Source organism: uncultured Methylibium sp. (assembly GCF_902826655.1).
Lineage (GTDB): Bacteria > Pseudomonadota > Gammaproteobacteria > Burkholderiales > Burkholderiaceae_C > Methylibium.
In genome coordinates this window covers 77,546-98,602 of record NZ_CADEFR010000001.1, presented here as the reverse complement: position 1 = coordinate 98,602, position 21,057 = coordinate 77,546, and the positions used below count along the sequence as shown (strand labels likewise).

15 protein-coding genes and 1 pseudogene (1 of these 16 running past the window's edge) are annotated in these 21,057 nt (G+C 71.1%); 12 read left to right on the top strand and 4 right to left on the bottom strand.

The genetic code is table 11. From position 1 onward, the window contains the following. Window positions 1-6 precede the first annotated feature (6 nt). The 6 genes from QZV97_RS00510 (at window position 7) to QZV97_RS00485 (ending at window position 10,017) form a co-directional block, all read left to right on the top strand. Window positions 7-3,420, top strand: a complete 3,414-nt coding sequence (locus QZV97_RS00510) for a DUF2126 domain-containing protein (RefSeq protein WP_295636594.1) — start codon at window positions 7-9, stop codon at window positions 3,418-3,420. Window positions 3,421-3,440: 20 nt separating this feature from the next. Further along, a complete protein-coding gene (locus QZV97_RS00505) occupies window positions 3,441-6,071 on the top strand; it encodes a circularly permuted type 2 ATP-grasp protein (protein WP_295636591.1) in 2,631 nt (876 codons plus the stop codon). Further along, window positions 6,049-6,996: a transglutaminase family protein gene (locus tag QZV97_RS00500; RefSeq protein ID WP_295636589.1), complete on the top strand. Its 948-nt coding sequence runs from the start codon at window positions 6,049-6,051 to the stop codon at window positions 6,994-6,996. The genes QZV97_RS00505 and QZV97_RS00500 overlap by 23 nt, the downstream gene beginning before the upstream one ends. 64 nt (window positions 6,997-7,060) lie before the next feature. Then, window positions 7,061-8,494 (top strand): circularly permuted type 2 ATP-grasp protein, encoded by a 1,434-nt coding sequence (locus QZV97_RS00495; protein ID WP_295636586.1) that lies wholly within the window; start codon window positions 7,061-7,063, stop codon window positions 8,492-8,494. 14 nt (window positions 8,495-8,508) lie between these two features. After that, window positions 8,509-9,465, top strand: a complete 957-nt coding sequence (locus QZV97_RS00490) for an alpha-E domain-containing protein (protein ID WP_295636582.1) — start codon at window positions 8,509-8,511, stop codon at window positions 9,463-9,465. Window positions 9,466-9,516: 51 nt separating this feature from the next. Beyond that, window positions 9,517-10,017, top strand: coding sequence for a hypothetical protein (locus QZV97_RS00485; protein WP_295636579.1), 501 nt, complete (start codon window positions 9,517-9,519; stop codon window positions 10,015-10,017). Between the two features lie 7 nt (window positions 10,018-10,024). Here the strand turns inward: QZV97_RS00485 and QZV97_RS00480 are convergent, their stop codons facing one another. Continuing rightward, entirely contained in the window at window positions 10,025-12,574 is a 2,550-nt protein-coding gene (locus tag QZV97_RS00480; protein WP_295636577.1) for an ATPase, T2SS/T4P/T4SS family, read from the bottom strand. A gap of 77 nt (window positions 12,575-12,651) precedes the next feature. Between QZV97_RS00480 and QZV97_RS00475 the strand changes: the two genes are divergently transcribed. Beyond that, window positions 12,652-16,251, top strand: coding sequence for a hydantoinase B/oxoprolinase family protein (locus QZV97_RS00475; protein ID WP_295636574.1), 3,600 nt, complete (start codon window positions 12,652-12,654; stop codon window positions 16,249-16,251). Window positions 16,252-16,376: 125 nt separating this feature from the next. Further along, window positions 16,377-17,165, top strand: a complete 789-nt coding sequence (locus QZV97_RS00470; RefSeq protein ID WP_295636570.1) for a hypothetical protein — start codon at window positions 16,377-16,379, stop codon at window positions 17,163-17,165. Window positions 17,166-17,188: 23 nt separating this feature from the next. On the opposite strand, the gene QZV97_RS00465 is transcribed toward QZV97_RS00470, so the two are convergent. Both QZV97_RS00465 and QZV97_RS00460 read right to left on the bottom strand, forming a co-directional pair. Next, window positions 17,189-17,398 (bottom strand): zf-HC2 domain-containing protein, encoded by a 210-nt coding sequence (locus QZV97_RS00465; protein WP_295636567.1) that lies wholly within the window; start codon window positions 17,396-17,398, stop codon window positions 17,189-17,191. After that, entirely contained in the window at window positions 17,395-17,988 is a 594-nt protein-coding gene (locus QZV97_RS00460) for a sigma-70 family RNA polymerase sigma factor (protein WP_295636564.1), read from the bottom strand. Before QZV97_RS00460 ends, QZV97_RS00465 begins: the two co-directional genes overlap by 4 nt. A gap of 84 nt (window positions 17,989-18,072) precedes the next feature. Between QZV97_RS00460 and QZV97_RS00455 the strand changes: the two genes are divergently transcribed. From QZV97_RS00455 to QZV97_RS00440, 4 genes are read left to right on the top strand one after another with little or no spacing between them, the layout of a single operon-like run. Next, a complete protein-coding gene (locus QZV97_RS00455) occupies window positions 18,073-18,348 on the top strand; it encodes a DUF2282 domain-containing protein (protein ID WP_295636561.1) in 276 nt (91 codons plus the stop codon). A gap of 42 nt (window positions 18,349-18,390) precedes the next feature. After that, complete coding sequence (locus tag QZV97_RS00450) at window positions 18,391-19,290, top strand: DUF692 domain-containing protein (RefSeq protein WP_295636558.1); 900 nt, start codon at window positions 18,391-18,393, stop codon at window positions 19,288-19,290. After that, the gene (locus QZV97_RS00445) at window positions 19,287-20,111 is read left to right on the top strand and encodes a DNA-binding domain-containing protein (RefSeq protein ID WP_295636555.1); all 825 of its coding nucleotides are present in this window, start codon (window positions 19,287-19,289) and stop codon (window positions 20,109-20,111) included. Before QZV97_RS00450 ends, QZV97_RS00445 begins: the two co-directional genes overlap by 4 nt. Next, window positions 20,108-20,608, top strand: a complete 501-nt coding sequence (locus QZV97_RS00440) for a DoxX family protein (RefSeq protein ID WP_295636552.1) — start codon at window positions 20,108-20,110, stop codon at window positions 20,606-20,608. The genes QZV97_RS00445 and QZV97_RS00440 overlap by 4 nt, the downstream gene beginning before the upstream one ends. Here QZV97_RS00440 and tolA read toward each other — a convergent pair. After that, window positions 20,589-21,057, bottom strand: a pseudogene (tolA, locus tag QZV97_RS00435) (cell envelope integrity protein TolA) (it continues 326 nt past the right edge of the window). The gene QZV97_RS00440 and the pseudogene tolA sit on opposite strands and share 20 nt — an antisense overlap.

Below are 21,057 nucleotides of genomic sequence, written 5' to 3'. Positions count from 1 at the left end.
AGCCTCTTGTCCATCCATGTCGCGCTGAACCACGTCACGCACTACCGCTACGACCGGCGCATCGCGCTCGGGCCGCAGGTCGTGCGCTTGCGCCCGGCGCCGCACTGCCGCACGCCGATCCTGAGCTATTCGCTGCGCATCGAGCCGGTCGGCCACTTCATCAACTGGCAGCAGGATCCGTTCGCCAACTACCTGGCGCGGCTGGTGTTCCCCGACAAGACGACCGAGTTCAAGATCACCGTGGACCTGGTCGCCGAGATGGCGGTCTACAACCCCTTCGATTTCTTCCTCGAGCCCAGCGCCGAGAACTTTCCCTTCGTCTACGACGACGGCCTCAAGCGCGAACTCGCGCCCTACCTGGTGAAGGGCGAGCTGACGCCCCGGTTCAAGGCCTTCCTCGACAGCGTGCCGCTGAAGACGCAGCGCACCATCGACTTCCTCGTCGGCATCAACCAGCGGCTGCAGCAGGACATCCGCTACCTGATCCGCATGGAGCCCGGCGTGCAGACCCCCGAGCAGACGCTGGAGACGGCCGCCGGCTCGTGCCGCGACACCGGCTGGCTGCTGGTGCAGGCGCTGCGCCACCTGGGTCTGGCGGCGCGCTTCGTGTCGGGCTACCTGATCCAGCTCAAGCCCGACGTGAAGGCGCTCGACGGTCCCTCCGGCGCCGAGACCGACTTCACCGACCTGCACGCCTGGTGCGAGGTCTACCTGCCGGGCGCCGGCTGGATCGGCCTGGACCCGACCTCGGGCCTGATGGCCGGCGAGGGCCACATCCCGGTCGCCTGCACCCCCGAGCCGTCGAGCGCCGCACCGGTGACCGGCGCGGTCGACAAGAGCGAGGTCGAGTTCACCCACACGATGGGCGTCACGCGCATCTTCGAATCGCCGCGCGTCACCAAGCCCTACACCGACGCGCAATGGGCCGGCGTGGTGGCGCTCGGCAAGACGGTCGACGCGCGGCTGGCGGCCGGCGACGTGCGGCTCACCCAGGGTGGCGAGCCGACCTTCGTCTCGGTGACCGACCGCGACGGCGCCGAATGGAACACCGCCGCGCTGGGGCCGACCAAGCGCGGCTACGCCAACGAGCTGGTGCAGAAGCTGCGCGCGCGCTACGGCGCCGGCGGCTTCCTGCACTTCGGCCAGGGCAAGTGGTACCCGGGCGAGCAGCTGCCGCGCTGGGCGCTCAGCATCTTCTGGCGCGCCGACGGCGAGCCCTGCTGGATCGACCCGACGCTGTTCGCCGACGAGCGCCAGCCCTCGTCGTGCACCGAGGTCGACGCCAAGGCCTTCATCGAGCGGCTGTCGTCCAAGCTCGGCCTCGCGACCGACTACATCCAGGCCGGCTACGAGGACACCTGGTACTACCTGTGGCGCGAGCGGCGCCTGCCGGTCAACGTCGATCCCTTCGACGCGCGGCTCGACGACGAGATGGAGCGCGCACGGCTGCGCAAGGTCTTCGACCAGGGCCTGACCAAGGTCGTCGGCTACATGCTGCCGATCAAGCGGGAGAACGGCGCACCGGGCCTCGCCGGCCCGAGCTGGACCACCGGACCCTGGTTCTTCCGCGACGAACGGATGTACCTCTTCCCCGGCGACTCGCCGATGGGCTACCGGCTGCCGCTGGACTCGCTGCCCTGGGTGTCGAAGGCCGACTACCCCTACCTGATCGAGACCGACCCCTTCGCGCCGGCCGGGCGGCTGCGCTCGGTGGCGGCCTTGCGCGCGCAGTACGGGAGTCACGCGCTGCGGCCGGCGGCCGGCGAGGCTGCGAACGCGGGCAGCGGTGCGGCCGCGGGCCGCGCGGGCGGTGACGGCAACGGCCGGGGCGCCGCGGCGCGTGGCCTCACGCACATGCCCGACCGCTTCGAGTCGGCGCACTGGATCACCCGCACCGCGATGTGCGTCGAGGCGCGCGGCGGCATCCTCTACGTCTTCATGCCGCCGCTGGCCGTGCTGGACGACTACCTCGACTTGCTGGCCGCCGTCGAGGCCACCGCCGCGTCGCTGGGCGTGAAGATCGTGCTCGAGGGCTACCCGCCGCCGCGCGACGCGCGCCTGAAGATGCTGCAGGTCACGCCCGATCCCGGCGTCATCGAGGTCAACATCCACCCGGCGTCCAGCTGGGACGAGCTGGTCGACCACACCGAATTCCTGTACGAGGCCGCTCACGAGACGCGGCTGTCGACCGAGAAGTTCATGCTCGACGGTCGCCACACCGGCACCGGCGGCGGCAACCACTTCGTGCTCGGCGGCGCGACGCCGGCCGACAGCCCCTTCCTGCGCCGGCCGGACCTGCTGGCCAGCCTGCTGACCTACTGGCACAACCACCCGTCGCTGAGCTACCTGTTCAGCGGCATGTTCATCGGGCCGACCAGCCAGGCGCCGCGCATCGACGAGGCGCGCAACGACCAGGTCTACGAGCTCGAGATCGCGCTGCAGGAGATCGAGCGCCAGACCGCGACCTACGGCCAGCCCGGCCAGATCCCGCCCTGGCTCGTCGACCGCACGCTGCGCAACATCCTGATCGACGTCACCGGCAACACCCACCGCGCGGAGTTCTGCGTCGACAAGCTCTACTCGCCCGACGGGCCGACCGGCCGCCTGGGCCTGCTGGAGCTGCGCGCCTTCGAGATGCCGCCGCATGCCCGCATGAGCCTGGTGCAGCAGCTGCTGCTGCGCGCGCTGGTGGCCTGGTTCTGGAAGACGCCGTACACGGGCCGCGGCACGACGCGCCTGACGCGCTGGGGCACCGAGCTGCACGACCGCTTCCTGCTGCCGAGCTTCGTGCAGATGGACTTCAACGACGTGCTGGCCGAACTGCGCGACCAGGGCTTCGGCTTCGACGCCGCGTGGTTCGCGCCGCACTTCGAGTTCCGCTTCCCGATGATCGGCGAGGTCTCGGTGGCCGGCATCCACCTGACGCTGCGGACCGCGCTCGAGCCCTGGCACGTGATGGGCGAGGAGGGCGCGCCGGGCGGCACGGTGCGCTACGTCGACTCGTCGCTCGAGCGCCTGGAGGTCAAGGCCGGCGGCCTGAACGGCAACCGCCACGTCGTCACCGTCAACGGCGCGCCGCTGCCGCTGCACCCGACCGGGCGCGTCGCCGAGCACGTGGCCGGCGTGCGCTACAAGGCCTGGGCGCCGGCCTCGGCGCTGCACCCGACGATCCCGACCCACGCGCCGCTGTCCTTCGACATCGTCGACACCTGGGTGGGCCGTTCGCTCGGGGGCTGTCGCTATCATGTGGCGCATCCCGGCGGTCGCAACCACGACAGCTTCCCGGTCAACGCCTACGAGGCCGAAAGCCGGCGGCTGGCGCGCTTCTTCAAGCTCGGCCACACGCCGGGCAGGATGCAGGTGGCCGCGGTCCCGCCGAGCCTCGAGTTCCCGTTCACCCTCGACCTGCGCCAGCTCTGAACGCCATCCCCGCCGCTGCGGTGCCGCAGTCCTCGCCAGAAGCCGACACCGCGGACGCCAGGGCCGCGGTGGCGAAGGGCGTGCTCTGGGCCGCGATGCCGGCCGAGAGCGGCCACTACGACGAGTTGCTGGACCCCAAGGGCGAGCATCTGCGCGAACCCTGGCAACGCTTCTTCGGGCTGATCGGCGACGAGGGCCTCGAGGGCTTCGACCGCCGCGTCGAGCAGATCGCCCAGCAGATCCACCGCGACGGCGTCACCTACAACGTCTACCAGGCCCTCGGCGAGGGCGGCTCCAGCCAGCGGCCCTGGTCGCTGGGGCCGCTGCCGCTGCTGATCGAGCCGGCCGACTGGCGGCAGATCGAGGCCGGCATCGCGCAGCGCGCGCGCCTGCTCGAGGCAGTGCTGGCCGACTGCTACGGCGAGCGGCGGCTGCTGCGCGAAGGCCTGCTGCCGGCTGCGCTGGTGCTGGGGCATCCCGGCTACCTGCGCGCGGTGCAGGGCATCGAGCCCGCCAGCGGCGTGCGCCTGCACGTGCAGGCCTTCGACATCGCGCGCGGCCCCGACGGCAGCTGGTCCATCGTCTCGCAGCGCAGCCAGGCGCCGTCGGGCCTGGGCTACGTGCTGGAGAACCGGCTGATCGTCTCGCGCCAGTTCCCCGAGGCCTTCCGCGAGCTGCAGGTCGAGCACATCGCGTCCAGCTACCGCTGCCTCGTCGACAGCCTGCTGCTGCCGGCCCAGGCCATCGCCGCGGCCGACGGCTGCGCCTCGCCGCGGCTCGCGCTGCTGACGCCGGGGCCGTACAACGAGACCTACTTCGAGCAGGCCTACCTGGCGCGCTACCTCGGCCTGTCGCTGGTCGAGGGCGGCGACCTGACGGTGCGCGACGAGCGGCTCTACCTCAAGACCGTGCAGGGACTGGAGCCGGTGCACGGCCTGCTGCGGCGACTGGACGACCCCTGGTGCGACCCGCTCGAGCTGCGGCCCGACTCCGCGCTCGGCGTGCCCGGACTGCTGCAGGTGCTGCGCGCCGGCAAGCTGGCGATGGCCAATGCGCTGGGTGCGAGCTTCCTCGAGTCGCCCGGCCTGCAGGGCTTCCTGCCGGCGCTGGCCGAGCGGCTGCTCGGCGAGCCGCTCGCGCTGCCGGCGCTGCCGACCTGGTGGTGCGGCGAGGACGCCGCCTGGCAGGCCACGCAGGACGAGCTGGCCGCGCGCGTCATCCGTCCGACCTTCCCCGGCGTGCCGGGCCGCGACTTCGAGCCGGCGATCGGATCGACGCTGTCGGACGACCAGCTGGAGGCCTGGCGCGCGCGCATCGAGGCCGACCCCGACCTGCACACGCTGCAGCGCTACCTGCCGTTCTCGCAGACCCCGTGGTGGCAGGGCGGCGCGCTGCGGCCGCGCACGGCGATGCTGCGCGTCTACGCCATCGCCGACGGCCGCGGCGGCTGGCGCGTGCTGCCCGGCGGCATGACGCGCATCGCGGCGCGCGACCCGCATGCGGTGTCCATGCAGCAGGGCGGCGCCAGCCTCGACACCTGGGTGCTGCGCGACGGCCCGGTCGACACCTACTCGATGCTGCCGCAGCGCCTCAGGCCCGACGAGATCGCCGGCCACCGCCGCGCCGTGTCGAGCCGCACCGCCGAGAACCTGTTCTGGATGGGCCGCTACACCGAGCGCACCGAACACCTGGTGCGCATCGCGCTGGCCAGCGTCACGCTGGTCGAGGAGGACGACGACACGCCGGCACCGGTGCTCGACGCGATGTCGCTGCTGGCGCAGCTGAGCGGCCTGGCGCCCTGGGGCGTGCCCTCGCTGACGCAGTCGCCGCGCGTGTTCGAGCGCGCCGTCGTGGCCGGGCTGGCCGACGCGCACGAGCAGCAGAGCATCGCCTACAACCTGGCCGCGCTGGACCGCGCCGTCGGCGCGCTGCGCGACCGGCTGTCGCCCGAGCACGCCGCCCTGGTGCGCGCGATGGCCGAGGACTTCAACGCGCGCATGCTGTGGGCCGGCATCGCGCCCGGCCCCGAGCCGACCGGCGTCGGTTTCGCCAGCGACGAACTGCAGGCCGCGCTGGAGCGCCTGGCGCAGCAGCTCGCGGCGGTGACCGGCGCGCAGAGCGACCGCATGACCCGCGACGACGGCTGGCGCCTGCTGACCATCGGCCGCCTGGCCGAGCGCCTGATCGCGATGGGCGGTGCGCTCGGGGCCTTCTTCGAGGGCGGCGCGGTGCACACCACGCACGGCTTCGACCTGCTGCTGCGCCTGTTCGACAGCAGCATCACCTACCGCGCCCGCTATCCCGGCCGCCAGGAGGCGCTGGCGCTGCTGGACCTGCTGGTGATCGACGAGGCCAACCCGCGGGCGCTGGGCTGCGTGCTGCGGCGCCTGCGCACCGAGATCGGCAAGCTGCCCGGCGGCCCGCAAGCCGCCGCGGGCCTGCTGGCCCTGCTGCCGGCGGCGGGCGCCGGCGCGACGCTGGTCGAGCTGTGCGAGCAGGCCCACCAGGGCGGCGACGAGACCCAGGTCGACGACGCGCGCGTGGTGGCGCTGGCCGACCGCCTGGCCGATGCCGGCATGCGGCTGTCCGACGAGGTGGGCCGGCGCTACTTCGCGCTGGCCGGATCGCATGAACAGCATCTTGCGGTCTGAGGCGACGGAAGCCCCGGCGCCGACACCGGCCGGGGCCGGGCCGGCCGAACTGATCGTCGAGCACGAGACCACCTACGCCTACGGCAGTGCGGTCGAGCTGGCCCATCACATCGCGATGCTCGAGCCGCGCGGCGACGGCGCCCAGGAGCTGCTGGACTTCGCCCTGCACATCGACCCGGCTCCGGCACGCGTGCAGCAGCGCGTCGACACCTGGGGCAATGCGCTCGGCCACTTCTCGCTGACGGTGCCGCACGAGTCGCTGTGCGTGCGCGCCGTCAGCCGCGTCCGGCTCGCGCCGTCGCCGCCGCTGCCGCCGGCGATGCCCTGGGAGGCCGCGCGCGAGCACTGGCGCTACCAGGCCGGCCGGCCGCTCGATGCGGCGGCGGAGTTCGTCTACGACTCCGGCCTGGTGGGGCGGGCTGCCGTGCTGCAGGCCTGGGCGGCGCCGTCCTTCGTCGCGGGCCGGCCGCTGGACGAAGCCGCCTGCGCGCTGATGCACCGGCTGCACGAGGAGTTCACCTACGAGCCGGCCAGCACCGAGGTCGACACGCCGATGCTGCAGGCCTTCGAGCAGAAGCGCGGCGTCTGCCAGGACTTCGCCCACGTGATGATCGGCGCGCTGCGCTCGCTGGGGCTGGCGGCGCGCTACGTCAGCGGCTACCTGCTGACCGACCCGCCGCCGGGCCAGCCGCGCCTGCAGGGCGCCGACGCCTCGCATGCCTGGGTGGCGGTGGCGCTGCCGCGCGCCGACGGCAGCGGCAGCGACTGGCTGGAACTCGACCCCACCAATGACTGCGTGGCCGGGACCGGCCACGTGCGGGTGGCCCATGGCCGCGACTACCGCGACGTCACGCCCCTGAGCGGCGTGATCCGCGGCGGCGGACGGCACACACTCACCGTGCGCGTCTCCACGCGCCCGGCCTGACACCATCACCGGCAGAGGACCGCTTGGCACAATCCCTGCTAAACCTCGGCGCGTGGGAGACACGATGACGAAGTACGACGAGATGCACGCTGCGGACCGTGCCGTGCGGGCGCACTACGCTGGCTACGACCGCTGGCTCGCGCAGCAGCCGGCCGAGGCCATGAAGGCGCGCCGCGAAGAGGCGGAGATGATCTTCCGCCGCGTCGGCATCACCTTCGCCGTCTACGGCGCCAAGGACGAGGACGGCTCGGGCACCGAGCGGCTCATCCCCTTCGACCTGATCCCGCGCATCATCCCCGCGCAGGAATGGCGCGAGATGGAGAAGGGCCTGAAGCAGCGCGTCAACGCGCTCAACCGCTTCATCCACGACGTCTACCACGACCAGGAGATCATCAAGGCCGGCATCGTGCCCGGCGAGCAGGTCTTCAAGAACGCGCAGTTCCGGCCCGAGATGATGGGCGTCTCGGTGCCCGGCGACGTGTACTCGCACATCGCCGGCATCGACATCGTCCGCGCCGCCAACCCGGACGGCAGCGGCAGCTACTACGTGCTCGAGGACAACCTGCGCGTGCCCAGCGGCGTGAGCTACATGCTCGAGAACCGCAAGATGATGATGCGGCTCTTCCCCGAGCTGTTCAGCCTGCACCGCGTGGCGCCGGTGGCGCACTACCCCGACCTGCTGCTCGACACGCTGCGGGCGGTGGCGCCCAGCGGCGTCAACGAGCCGACCGTCGTCGTGCTCACGCCGGGCATGTACAACAGCGCCTACTTCGAGCATGCCTTCCTGGCGCAGCAGATGGGCGTCGAGCTGGTCGAGGGCAAGGACCTGTTCGTCAAGGACCACTACCTGTACATGCGCACGACCCAGGGGCCGCGGCGCGTCGACGTGATCTACCGCCGCGTCGACGACGACTTCCTCGACCCCAAGGTGTTCCGGCCCGACTCCACGCTCGGCTGCGCCGGCCTGCTGGACGTCTACCGTGCCGGCAACGTCAACCTGTCCAACGCGGTCGGCACCGGGGTCGCGGACGACAAGTCGATCTACCCCTACGTGCCGAAGATGATCGAGTTCTACCTCGGCGAGAAGCCCATCCTGAACAACGTGCCGACCTACCTCTGCCGCGACGCCGAGGACCTGAAGTACGTGCTGGCGCATCTGTCCGAGCTGGTCGTGAAGGAAGTGCACGGTGCCGGCGGCTACGGCATGCTGGTCGGGCCGGCCGCCAGCCGGGCCGAGGTCGAGGCCTTCCGTGCGCAGCTGCTGGCCAACCCCAGCAACTACATCGCCCAGCCCACGCTCGCGCTGTCGACCTGCCCGACCTACGTGGAGAGCGGCGTCGCACCGCGCCACATCGACCTGCGGCCCTTCGTGCTGTCGGGCAAGACGGTGCAGATGGTGCCCGGCGGGCTGACGCGCGTCGCGCTGAAGGAGGGGTCGCTGGTCGTCAACTCCTCGCAGGGCGGCGGCACCAAAGATACGTGGATGCTCGAGGCCTGAGGGAGGAGAGAACCATGCTGTCCCGCACCGCCGACCACCTGTTCTGGATGGCCCGCTACACCGAGCGCGCCGAGAACACCGCCCGCATGCTCGACGTCAACTACCAGACCTCGCTGCTGCCGCAATCCAGCGAGGCCACCGAGCAGGGCTGGCGCGGCCTGCTGTCGATCAGCGAGCTGACGCGCGACTACCACCGCAAGCACACCAGCGTGAACGCGCGCGAGGTGATGGACTACATGGTGCGCGACGAGACCAACGCCTCGAGCATCTACTCCTGCCTCAGCGCCGCGCGCGAGAACGCGCGCGCCGTGCGCGGCACGCTGACCACCGAGGTCTGGGAGACCGCCAACACCACCTGGCTCGAGTTCAAGCGCCTGGTGGCGGGCGGCGACTTCCACCGCGACCCGTCGGAGCTGTTCGAGTGGGTCAAGTTCCGCTCGCACCTGTCGCGCGGCGTGACGCTGGGCACGATGCTGCAGGACGAGAGCTTCCACTTCCTGCGCATCGGCACCTTCCTCGAACGCGCCGACAACACGGCGCGGCTGCTGGACGTCAAGTTCCATGGCGCCCAGAGCGAGTTCTTCGGCGTGCGCGAGCAGCGCGAGCCGGTCGAGGTCGACTTCTACTACTGGAGCGCGATCCTGCGCACCGTGTCCGGCTTCGAGGTCTACCGCAAGGTCTACCGCAACGTGATCCGGCCCGACAAGGTCGCCGAGCTGCTGATCCTGCGCGCCGACATGCCGCGCTCGCTGGCGGCCTGCATGAACGAGCTCGTCGGCAACCTCAAGATGGTGGCCAACGAGCAGAGCGACGAGACCCTGCGCCGCGCCGGCCGCCTGCGCGCCGACCTGAGCTTCGGTCGCATCGACGAGATCCTGGCCACCGGCCTGCACGCCTTCCTGACGCAGTTCCTCGACCGCGTCGGCGACCTGGGCGTCGGCATCAGCAGGGACTTCCTGGTGCCGGTCTAGCCGCGTCTTCCTGCAGCGGGTCCGTTTGTCCACTCTCGCGAGGAGCCTTCGATGTTCGGACTGACTTCCCTCGGCATCGTGCACACGCTGATCAGCCTGGTCGCCGTCGCGACCGGTGTGTGGGCCCTGGCGCGCCACAAGGAGATCGCGCTCGCCAGACCGCCCGGCAAAACCTATGTCGTGACCACGCTGCTGACGGCGCTGACCGGCCTGGGCATCTTCCAGCACGGCGGCTTCGGACCGCCGCACGTGCTGTCCATCCTGACGATCCTGGCGCTGGCCGCGGGCGCGGCGATCGAGCTGAAGGGCCTGCTGGGCGCGTGGTCGCGCCAGGCCCAGGCGATCGCCTACACGTCGACGATGCTGTTCCACATGATCCCGGCCTTCACCGAGACGCTGACGCGCGTGCCGCTGGGCGCGCCCGTGCTGCCCAACGCTGAGGCGCCGGAGTTCAAGCCGATCTACGGGACGCTGATGCTGATCTACGTGGTCGGCCTGGTGCTGCAGCTGCGCTGGCTGCGCGGCCAGGGCACGCGCGCAGCCGCCGCCTGAGCCGGCGCTAGACGTTGCTGGTGGCCCGGACCTCGTCGATCGAGGTCAGGCCCTGCAGTACCTTCTCGATGCCGTCCTGGCGCAGCGTGTGCATGCCCTCGGTGAGGGCGACCTGCTGCAGCTCCTCGGCGCGCGCGCCGGTCTGGATCAGGCGGCGCAGCTCGCGCGAGATCGGCATCAGCTCGTGGATGCCGCAGCGGCCGCGGTAGCCGGTGTGGCCGCAGGCGTGGCAGCCCGGGCTGTGGAAGTGCGTGAGCCGCCCGTCGCGGCCGTAGCGGCCCAGCCAGCCCTCGCGCAGCGCGGTGCGCGCGGCCACCGGATCCTGCGGATGCTGCACGAACAGGTGGTCGTCGAGCAGTTCCTCGACCTCCTCGTCGCTCATCGGGCGGCTGCTGCGGCAGTCGGCACACAGGCGGCGCACCAGGCGCTGCGCCGCGACCAGCAGCAGCGAGTCGGCAAAGTTGAACGGGTCCATGCCCATGTCGAGCAGGCGCGTCACGGTCTCGGGCGCGCTGTTGGTGTGCAGCGTGGACAGCACCAGGTGACCGGTCAGCGAGGCCTCGATCGCGATGCGCGCGGTCTCCTCGTCGCGCACCTCGCCGACCATGATGACGTCCGGGTCGGCGCGCAGGAAGGCGCGCAGCGCCTTCGCGAAGGTCCAGTCGATCTTGGGGTTGACCTGCACCTGGCGCAGGCCGGGCTGGGTGATCTCGATCGGGTCCTCGGCGGTCCAGATCTTGCGCTCGGGCACGTTGATGTGTGAAAGCGCCGAGTGCAGCGTGGTCGTCTTGCCCGAGCCGGTCGGGCCGACGCACAGCACCAGGCCGTAGGGCCGCTCCATCGCGTCCTTGAGCTGCGCCAGGTGGCGTGCGCTCAGGCCCAGCTTGTCGACCGGCACCGGCCGCGCCGACGCCAGCAGGCGCATCACCACGTCCTCGAGGCCGTTGTTGGTGGGGATGGTGGCGACGCGCAGCTCGAGCTTGTGGCCGGCCGAGAACTTGGCGAAGTTGATCTTGCCGTCCTGCGGCTTGCGGCGCTCGGAGATGTCGAGGTCGCACATGATCTTGATGCGCCCGATCATCGCGTTGCGATAGGTGTGCGGCAGCTCCAGGTAGGGACGCAGCAGGCCGTCCTTGCGGAAGCGGATCTTGAGCTTGTCCTTGCCGGGGTAGTTCTCGATGTGGATGTCGGAGACGCCCTGGTTGTGCGCCTCGATGATCATCGTGTGGATCAGGCGCACCAGCGAGTTGTCGCTCTGCTCGATCTGCTTCTCGCCGAGCTCGCGCTTCTGCTGGTCGGCGTTCTCGCGCTCCAGGCTCTCGAGCAGCTTGTTGGTGTCGGCCGGCCCGAAGTCGAACCCGCCGGCGTCGATCGGCGCGCTGTGGCCGGCGATCTCGATGCCGATGCGTGCGTAGGCCTCGCGCAGCGCGGCCTCGATGTCGTGCGGACGCGCCAGCACCGGCGCGACCTTGCACTGGCTCGCGAACTCGATCTCGTCGATCGCGGCGCGCCGCGACGGGTCTTCGACGGCGACGACCAGCGTGCCCTCGCGCAGCAGCAGCGGCAGCGCGTTCAGGCGCTCGGCCACCGGATGCGGCAGCTTGCGCAGCGCATCGGCCTCGATCGGGAAGGCGCCGACGTCGACCAGCGGATAGCCCATCTTGCGCGCCAGCGCGGTCTGCAGATCGGTGCGCGAGACGCGACCCAGGCGGATCAGCAGCTCGCCGATCGGCACGCTGCGGTCGGCCTTCTGCTGCTCCAGCGCCTCGTCCAGCTGCGCGGCGTTGATCAGCTTCAGCGCGATCAGCGCCTCGCCGATGCGCACCATCGGCATCTGCTTCTGCTGCGCGATCGCGGCCAGCAGCTGGTCCGACGTCACGATGCGCTGGGTGACCAGGATGTCGCCCAGCTTCTGGCTGCGCAGCTGCTGCTGCATCTGCGCGGCCTCCTGCACCTGCTCGGGTGTGGCAGCGCGGCTCTCGATCAGCAGCTCGCCCAGGCGCGGGCCGATCTCGGTGGCGACCAGCGCCTCGGCCGGCACGAAGAGGCGGATCACCGCGTCGCTGTCGTCGGCGGGCGGAAACAGGAACAGGCCGAAGGCGGTCTCGACATGGCCGATGGTCTCGCCTTCCAGCGGCGCACCGGCCTTCAGCATCAGGCGGAATCGCGTGCGGGGCCGGTGGCCCAGCATCGCGGCGTGGGGGTCGTCGCCGTGCGACGCGGTGGGCTGCAGCGGCTCGGTCAGCGCGAGGCTGCGGAACTGGCCGAACTGCAGCGGCAGCGTCGTGCGGGCCGGCGGCACCTGCACGTTGGCGACGCTCTCCTCGGGCACGAACTGGATCAGCCGGCCGTGGACCAGCTTGCCGTTCAGGCCCTCGATGGTGCAGGGCTGGGCCTGGGTCTGCTCGCCGGTCTGCGGGTAGGCGGCGAACGGCGGCGTCGGCCAGCAGAACGGGGCGTGGCGCGTTTTTGTCGACGAGGTCGACGCATCGTCCGGGCGCGGGTCGGCGCCCGGCAGGTTCACCAGGGTCAGCGGCGGGGACGACAGGTCGGTCATGGCGGCGATGCTAGGAGCGGCGGCCCGCGCCGAAAGCCGGAATTGCGGGGTCTTCAGCCGCTAGTAGAGTGCGCAGCATGGAAGCGACGACGCGCTGGCAGTTCTGGATCGACCGCGGGGGCACCTTCACCGACGTGGTCGGCAAGCGCCCGGACGGCAGCCTCGTGACCCACAAGCTGCTGTCCGAGAACCCCGAGCAGTACCGCGACGCGGCGCTCGCCGGCATCCGCCACCTGCTGGGCCTGAAGCCCGCCGAGCCGATCACGCCGGACCGGGTCGAGTGCGTGAAGATGGGCACCACCGTCGCCACCAACGCGCTGCTCGAGCGCCGCGGCGAGCCGACGCTGCTGGTCACGACCCGGGGTTTCCGTGATGCACTGCGCATCGCCTACCAGGACCGGCCGCGCCTCTTCGACCGCCACATCGTGCTGCCCGAGCTGCTGTACTGCCGCGTGATCGAGGCGCAGGAGCGGCTGGCCGCCGACGGCAGCGTGGTGATGCCTCTAGACGAAGCCCACCTGCGCGAGCGCCTCTGGGCCGCCTTCGACGCCGGCCTGCGCAGCGTGGCGATCGTCTTCATGCACGGCTACCGCTACACGGCGCACGAGGAAGCGGCGGCGCGGCTGGCACGCGAGGCGGGTTTCACGCAGGTCAGCGTGTCGCACCAGGTCAGTCCGCTGATGAAGCTGGTGGGTCGCGGCGACACGACGGTGGTCGACGCCTACCTCTCGCCCATCCTGCGCCGCTACGTCGACCAGGTGGCGGGCGAGATGCCGGGCGTGCGGCTGCTGTTCATGCAGTCGTCCGGCGGCCTGACCGACGCGCACGCCTTCCAGGGCAAGGACGCGATCCTCTCGGGCCCGGCCGGCGGCATCGTCGGCATGGTGCGCACGGCGCAGCTGGCTGAGTTCGACCGCGTGATCGGGTTCGACATGGGCGGCACCTCGACCGACGTCAGCCACTACGCCGGCGAGTTCGAGCGCGCCTTCGAGACCCAGGTGGCCGGCGTGCGCATGCGCGCGCCGATGATGAGCATCCACACGGTTGCGGCCGGCGGCGGGTCCATCCTGTCGTTCGACGGCGCGCGCTTGCGGGCCGGGCCGCAGAGCGCCGGCGCCAATCCGGGCCCGGCCTGCTACCGGCGCGGCGGGCCGCTGGCCGTGACCGACGCGAACGTCATGGTCGGCAAGCTCCAGCCGGCCTACTTTCCCAAGGTCTTCGGCCCGGCGGCCGACGCGCCGCTGGACCGCGAGGTCGTGGTCCGGCAGTTCACCGAGCTGGCGGCGCGGATCGAGCAGGCCACCGGCACGAAGCGCGCGCCGGAAGAAGTGGCCGAGGGCTACATCGACATCGCGGTCGGCGCGATGGCGAATGCGATCAAGAAGATCTCGGTGGCGCGCGGCTACGACGTCACGCGCTACACGCTGCAGTGCTTTGGCGGCGCCGGCGGGCAGCATGCCTGCCGGGTGGCCGATGCGCTGGGCATGGACCGGGTGTTCGCGCACCCGCTGGCCGGCGTGCTGTCGGCCTACGGCATGGGCCTGGCCGACCAGAGCGTGATGCGCGAGGCCGCCGTCGAGCAGCGCCTGGCGGACGCGCTTCCCGCCGTCGTGCAGCGGCTCGACGCGCTGGCCGGCGAGGCCGAGGCCGAACTGCGCCGCCAGGGCATCGGCAGCGGCGCCGTGCGCACGCATCGCCGCGTGCACCTGCGCTACGAGGGCACGGACTCGGCGCTGGTCGTGCCCTTCGGCGCCCCCGACGACCTGCGCGCGGCCTTCGAGGCGGCCTACCGGCGGCGCTTCGCCTTCCTGATGGCCGAGCGCGCGCTGGTCGTCGAGGCGGTGTCGGTCGAGGCCGTCGGTGCCGGCGAGCTGCCGTCCGAGGCCGCGCAGGCCATGGCGCCGCCGGCCGCGGCCCCGGTGGCCCAGACGGTGAAGCTCTTCAGCGGCGGCCGCTGGCACGACGCGGCGCTGGTCGTCCGCGAGCAGGCCGGGCCGGGCCTCTTCGTCGACGGCCCGGCGATCATCGCGGAGAAGAACGCCACCACGGTCGTCGAGCCCGGCTGGCGCGCGCGGGTCACCGCGCTCGACCACCTGGTGCTCGAGCGCGTGCAGCCGCGCGAGCAGCGACTCGCGATCGGCACGACGGTCGACCCGGTGATGCTGGAGGTCTTCAACAACCTGTTCATGAACATCGCCGAGCAGATGGGCCTGCAGCTGCAGAACACCGCCTACTCGGTGAACATCAAGGAGCGGCTGGACTTCTCCTGCGCGCTGTTCGACGCCCAGGGCCAGCTGATCGCCAACGCGCCGCACATGCCGGTGCACCTGGGCTCGATGAGCGAGTCGATCAAGACGGTGATCGCCGGCAACGCCGGGCGCATGCAGCCGGGCGACGTCTACGCGCTCAACGACCCCTACCACGGCGGCACCCACCTGCCCGACGTGACCGTCGTCACTCCGGTCTTCGACGAAGCCGGGCAGGCCATCCTGTTCTACGTCGGCAGCCGAGGCCACCACGCCGACATCGGCGGCGTGACGCCCGGCTCGATGCCACCGTTCTCGACGCGCATCGAGGAGGAGGGCGTGCAGATCGACAACGTCCAGCTGGTGCAGGCCGGCCGACTGCGCGAGGCCGAGATCCTCGCTTTGCTGTCCAGCGGGCCTCATCCGTCGCGCAACCCGCAACAGAACCTGGCGGACCTGAAGGCGCAGATCGCCGCCAACGAGAAAGGCGTGCAGGAGCTGCGCCGCATGGTCGCGCAGTTCGGGCTCGACGTCGTGCAGGCCTACATGGGCCACGTGCAGGACAACGCCGAGGAGTCGGTGCGCCGCGTCATCACGAAGCTGAAGGACGGCGCGTTCACGCTGCCGCTGGACAACGGCGCACGCATCAGCGTCGCGATCCGCGTCGACGCCGCCGCCCGCAGCGCCGAGATCGACTTCAGCGGCACCAGTGCGCAGCTGGAGAACAACTTCAACGCGCCCACCGCGGTGTGCATGGCGGCGGTGCTGTATGTCTTCCGCACGCTGGTCGGCGACGACATCCCGCTCAACGCCGGTTGCCTGAAGCCTTTGCGCGTCATCATCCCCGAAGGCTCGATGCTCAACCCGCGGCCGCCGGCGTCGGTGGTGGCCGGCAACGTCGAGACCTCGACCTGCATCACCAATGCGCTCTACGGCGCGCTGGGCGTGATGGCGGCCAGCCAGTGCACGATGAACAACTTCACCTTCGGCAACGCGCGCCACCAGTACTACGAGACCATCTCCGGCGGCAGCGGGGCGGGCCAGGACTTCGACGGCACGAGCGTCGTGCAGACCCACATGACCAACTCGCGCCTCACCGACCCCGAGGTGCTGGAGTTCCGCTTCCCGGTGCGTCTGGACAGCTACGCGATCCGCGCCGGCTCCGGCGGCGCCGGCGCGCACCGCGGCGGCGACGGCGGCGTGCGGCGCGTGCGTTTCCTCGAGCCGATGACCGCCTCGATCCTGTCCAACGGCCGCATCGTGCCGGCCTTCGGCATGGCCGGCGGCCTGCCGGGCGCGGTCGGCATCAACCGCGTGGAGCGGGCGGACGGCCGAGTCGAGCCGCTGGCGCACATCGGCTCGGTCGAGATGCAGCCGGGCGACGTGTTCGTGATCGAGACGCCGGGCGGCGGCGGCTACGGCGCGGCATGAGCGCAGGAGGCGGATGCCGGCCCCGATGGCCGTGGCTGCTGGCCTGCCTCGCCTTGCCCTGGCTCACGGCCTGCAGCAGCGGCCCAGGTGCCCAGGGGAAGGAGCGCCTGGCCCGGGCCGAGGCGATGTTCGCGGAGCGCTGCAAGAAGGCTGGGGAGTTCATCCATCGGACAGTGGACAACGTCGAAGGCATCTTTCTCCTCAAGCTGCGGCCGAACACGATCAACTTTGGACACAGCCAAGAACGGCAGTTCGCTTTGGACGATCCCTATGGCCGGGACCTCGGCGGTGTGGGCTACATCCAGACGTTTTTGGCCGGCAGCCACAGAGAGGCTGCAAGCAAGGGACTTCCGGTCGCTGGCGCACCACCCCCTTTGAAGGGCTACCGTTACGTAGACGCTATCGACGTCGCGGACGGCCAGAGGTACAGGTACACGGGGTCCGTTCAGGAGTACGAATCGGTCGCAAGCCCACTGGTCGGAGGCAATGGCGAGAAGTTCAAGAGGACGGAGTTCGTCGTTAGCAAGGTGCCAGGGTCAAGTGCCACGCCGCGCTATGGCGTGACCTACGACGACATCTCCACGCGCGGCGAGCGCGAGCACTGGATAGCCGGTAGCTCTCTCAAGGTGATCGACCTGCAGACCAGGGAAGTGATCGCCGAGCGGGTGGGCTACATGATGGACCGCGGTCAGGGAAACATCTCGGGCGGGCGTTCACCCTGGCTCGAAGCGGCCGAGCACTCCTGTCCGCCGATTGCCTCTCGCCCACGCCTTCTATCCGGCCCGGCGTTTGCAGCTCAAACCTACAAGACCGCGAGCTTTGTCGAGCGAGTCCTCAAGCCAAGTACTAGTCAGGGAGAGTACCTGCTGTCGCCGATCCAACGAATCGGAAGCGAAGCCGCGCGGGAGCGGTGAGCGGGACCGAGCTGCCCCGAGGGTCACAAGCGCCCGTCACCCTCGACGTAGCCGCGCCAGCTGCCCATCGCGCTGTCCATCAGCTTGATCTGCCGCTCGAAGCGCGGGCAGGCCTTGCAAGCCATCAGGTGCAGCCGCAGGGCGACGCGGTCGGCCAGCGCCAGCTCGCGGTCGCGCCGCGAGGTGGTCAGGTACGCTGCTTCCCGGCAGGTGCGGCGAAGGAAGATCTTCATCGGGTCTTCGGCTTGGCTGGGGCTGATGGTGCAAGGGCAGGCTGGCCGAACCAGTTGATCTGCAGGCATTCCCGCAGCCGCAACCGGGCTCGATGCAGCATGACCCACAGGTTCGTCGGCGTGACCGACAGCTCCTTACAGATCTCGTCGGTGTCGAGTTCCAGCCACTCGCGCATCAGGAAGACGCGACCCAGCTGATTGGGCAACTTTTCCACGCAGGCGTCGAGCACCTTGATGAACTGGGTCTGCCCGACCACGGCCTGCGGGTCGCCCCACTCGGCCGGCGTCTCGCGGAAGTGGCCGCCTTCGTCGAACAGGCCGTCCTCGAGCGCCTGGCCGTCGTCGTCGTCGATGCTGACCTGGACCTCGCGCGAGTGCTTGCGCACCTGGTCCACGAGCTTGTGCTTGAGGATGCCGATCAGCCAGGTCTTGGGCTGCGCGCGGCCGGCAAAGGACTCGGGCTTCTCCAGGGCCGCCAGCATCGTCTCCGACACCGCGTCCTCGGCCCAGGCCGGGTTGCGCAACTGCAGCTGCGCGTAGCGCAGCAGTTGCGGGCGCAGCGTTTCCAGCAGGGCGGGCAGGTCGGTCATGGACGCGCAGTGTAAGAATCTTTCGGCACGTCCGACAGACTGCTGTCGCCCATGTCGCGGCGCGCAACCTCAAAGGAGTGACCCATGAGCCAACGTCTGATCGCATCGTCCGCCCTTGCTTCCATCCTCGCGCTCGGCCTGATCGGCCCGGCCGCCGCCCAGGACTCGGGCAAGGAAAAGTGCTACGGCATCGCCAAGGCGGGGCAGAACGACTGCGCCAACCTGTCGGGCTCGCACTCGTGCGCCGGCCAGTCCAAGGCCGACAACGACTCCGGCGAGTGGAAGTACGTCGCCAAGGGCACCTGCAAGGCCGCCGGCGGCCTGAGCGCTGCCGAAGCCAAGGCCAAGACCAAGAAGTGATCCAGGCAGTGATGCGGCGTACCGGACGCTGACGGGCTCGCGATGAACTCGCCCGCTTCCGGAGCCGGCATCGACGTGGGCATCGGCCTGCGTCAGCCGCATTACCGCGACTGGGCCGGGCGCCGACCGGCGCTCGGCTTCGTCGAGGTCCATTCCGAGAATTTCTTCGCCGACGGCGGGGCCGCGCTGGCGGTGCTGTCGGGCGTGCGCGAGACGCATGCCGTCAGCGTGCACGGCGTGGGCCTGGCGCTCGGCTCGGTCGTCGGCATCGACGACTGGCACCTGGAGCGCCTGGCGCGCCTGGTCGACCGCGTCGAGCCGGTCCGCGTCTCGGACCACGCCTGCTTCGCGCGCGCGCCGCTGCCCGGGTCGACCACGGTCGTGCACGGCGCCGACCTGCTGCCGATCGCCTTCACGCCGGCCTCGTTGGACATCCTGTGCGCCAACGTGCAGCGCGTGCAGGAGCGGCTGCGGCGGCCGCTGCTCGTCGAGAACCTGTCCGCCTACCTCAGCTTCGATGACGCCGACGCGATGGCCGAGCCCGAGTTCCTGGCCGCGTTGACCCGCCGCACCGGCTGCGGCCTGCTGCTCGACGTCAACAACCTCGTCGTCAATGCGATCAATGCGCAGCGCGCCGACGCATCGGCCGGCGAGCCGGTCGCCGCGGCCTGCGCCTTTGTCGATGCGCTGCCGGCGGCGGCGATCGGCGAGATCCATCTCGCCGGCTACTGCGACACCGGCGACCTGGTGATCGACGACCACGGCAGCCGCGTCCACGAGCCGGTGTGGGCCGTCTATCGCCATGCCGTGCAACGGCTCGGCCGCGTGCCGACGCTGATCGAGTGGGACACCGACGTGCCGGCGCTCGAGGTGCTGCTGGACGAGGCGCAACGCGCTGCGGCCGTGCAGCGCGAAGCGTCGCCGCGGAAGGCGGCCGCATGACGGCCTTGCGCGAGGCCGAGCGCCAGAGCCGCCTGCTGGGCGCGCTGCTGGCTGTCGATCCGGCGGTCGCCGTGCTGGCGACGGACCTGCGCGAGCGCGACCACCGCCTGCAGCGCGGCCTCGGTGCCTACCGCGCCAACGCCGCCGGCATCGCCGAACGGGCGCTGGCCGCGGCCCACCCGACGGTGCAGGCGCTGGTGGGCGTGGAAGATTTCGCCGTGCTGGCCCGCGCGCTGTGGCGCGCCTCGCCGCCGCCGCGCGGCGACCTGGCGCAATGGGGCCAGGACCTGCCGGCCTTCATCGAGGCCGAGCGCGACTTCGACCCCTGGCCCTATCTTGGCGACTGCGCGCGGCTCGACGCTGCCGTGCAGCGCTGCGAGTCCGCGGCCGATGCCGACCTGCAGCGCGAGACGCTGGCGCTGCTGGCCGAACGCCCGCCCGAGTCGCTGCGGCTGCGCTTCGTGCCGTCGCTGCAGTTGCTGGCGAGCGACTGGCCGATCGCGACCCTGCATGCCGCCCACCAGGATCGCGGCGACGCCACCGGCGACGATGCCTTCGCGCCGGTGCGCGAGGCCTTGGCCGCCGGACGCGGCGAGTCGGTGGTGGTGGCGCGGGCCGGCTGGCGCGCCCAGGTCAGCGCGCTCGACGCCGCGTCCCACGCCTGGATGCGCGCCTTGCACGATGGCCGGTCGGTGGCCGTCGCGCTGGCCGCGGCCGGCGACGACTTCGATTTCAACGCCTGGCTGGTCCGGGCCCTGCAACAAGGCTGGCTGTGGAAGGCCGAGCCCATCGACGAATCCCCCGAGGAGAACCCATCATGACCCCGACCTGGCTCGAAGCGCCGCTGTCCCTGGCGCGGCTGGCGACGCGCGCGCTCGACGCCCTGCAACCCGTGGCGCTGCTGGCGGCGCGGCTCTACGTCGGCGCGGCCTTCTTCCGGTCGGGCCTGACCAAGATCGCCGACTGGGAGACGACGCTCGCGCTGTTCCAGGACGAGTACAAGGTGCCGCTGCTGTCGCCCCACGTCGCCGCGCTGATGGGCACGGGCGGCGAGCTGGTGCTGCCGGTGCTGCTGGTGCTGGGCCTGTTCGGCCGCTTCGGCGCGCTGGGCCTGTCGGTCGTCAACGTGATCGCGGTGCTGAGCCTCGAGGAGATCGCGCCGGCCGCGCTGGCCCAGCACGAGCTGTGGGGCTGCCTGCTGGCGGCGGTGGTGCTGTGGGGGCCGGGCAAGCTGGCTGTCGACGCGTGGCTGTGGCCGAAGCTGTCGGGCGGCGCCGGCCCGGCGATGGGTGCTACGGCTAGAAGTCGCGCGGCCTGAAGTCGATCACCATCGCCGGCGGCACGCGGCCGTCGGTGTCGCGCGGCAGGACCTCGGTCTTGTCGATCGCGCGCAGCACCGCGTCGTCCCAGGCCGCGACACCGCTGCTCTTGACGAGCCGGCGGCCGACGATCGTGCCGTCCGGTGCGACCTTCACCTCGACCGAGGCCAGCGGGTTGCCGCTCACCTCGTCGGCGAAGACGATGTTGGGCATGATCTTCGCCTTGATGCGGCCCGCGTAGCTGGCCGAGGGCCCGGCGGTCTGCGCCGCGGTCCCGGTGCTGCCCGGCGCGCCGGTGGCACCGGCCTCGCCCATGATGCGCTTGAGCTGCTTCTCGCGGTCCGCCTCGATACGGGCCACGCGCTCGGCCTCGGCCTTCTTCTGCCTGTCGGCCTCGCGCTTGGCGTCGTCGGCCTTCTTCTTGTCGGCTTCGGCCCTGGCCAGCTCC

Coding starts and splice junctions, on each gene's coding strand:
- QZV97_RS00485 (WP_295636579.1), top strand. CDS start 9,517: ATGTTCGGACTGACTTCCCTCGGCATCGTGCACACGCTGATCAGCCTG.
- QZV97_RS00445 (WP_295636555.1), top strand. CDS start 19,287: ATGACGGCCTTGCGCGAGGCCGAGCGCCAGAGCCGCCTGCTGGGCGCG.
- QZV97_RS00460 (WP_295636564.1), bottom strand. CDS start 17,988: ATGACCGACCTGCCCGCCCTGCTGGAAACGCTGCGCCCGCAACTGCTG.
- QZV97_RS00450 (WP_295636558.1), top strand. CDS start 18,391: ATGAACTCGCCCGCTTCCGGAGCCGGCATCGACGTGGGCATCGGCCTG.
- QZV97_RS00480 (WP_295636577.1), bottom strand. CDS start 12,574: ATGACCGACCTGTCGTCCCCGCCGCTGACCCTGGTGAACCTGCCGGGC.
- QZV97_RS00475 (WP_295636574.1), top strand. CDS start 12,652: ATGGAAGCGACGACGCGCTGGCAGTTCTGGATCGACCGCGGGGGCACC.
- QZV97_RS00495 (WP_295636586.1), top strand. CDS start 7,061: ATGACGAAGTACGACGAGATGCACGCTGCGGACCGTGCCGTGCGGGCG.
- QZV97_RS00440 (WP_295636552.1), top strand. CDS start 20,108: ATGACCCCGACCTGGCTCGAAGCGCCGCTGTCCCTGGCGCGGCTGGCG.
- QZV97_RS00455 (WP_295636561.1), top strand. CDS start 18,073: ATGAGCCAACGTCTGATCGCATCGTCCGCCCTTGCTTCCATCCTCGCG.
- QZV97_RS00465 (WP_295636567.1), bottom strand. CDS start 17,398: ATGAAGATCTTCCTTCGCCGCACCTGCCGGGAAGCAGCGTACCTGACC.
- QZV97_RS00490 (WP_295636582.1), top strand. CDS start 8,509: ATGCTGTCCCGCACCGCCGACCACCTGTTCTGGATGGCCCGCTACACC.
- QZV97_RS00500 (WP_295636589.1), top strand. CDS start 6,049: ATGAACAGCATCTTGCGGTCTGAGGCGACGGAAGCCCCGGCGCCGACA.
- QZV97_RS00470 (WP_295636570.1), top strand. CDS start 16,377: ATGTTCGCGGAGCGCTGCAAGAAGGCTGGGGAGTTCATCCATCGGACA.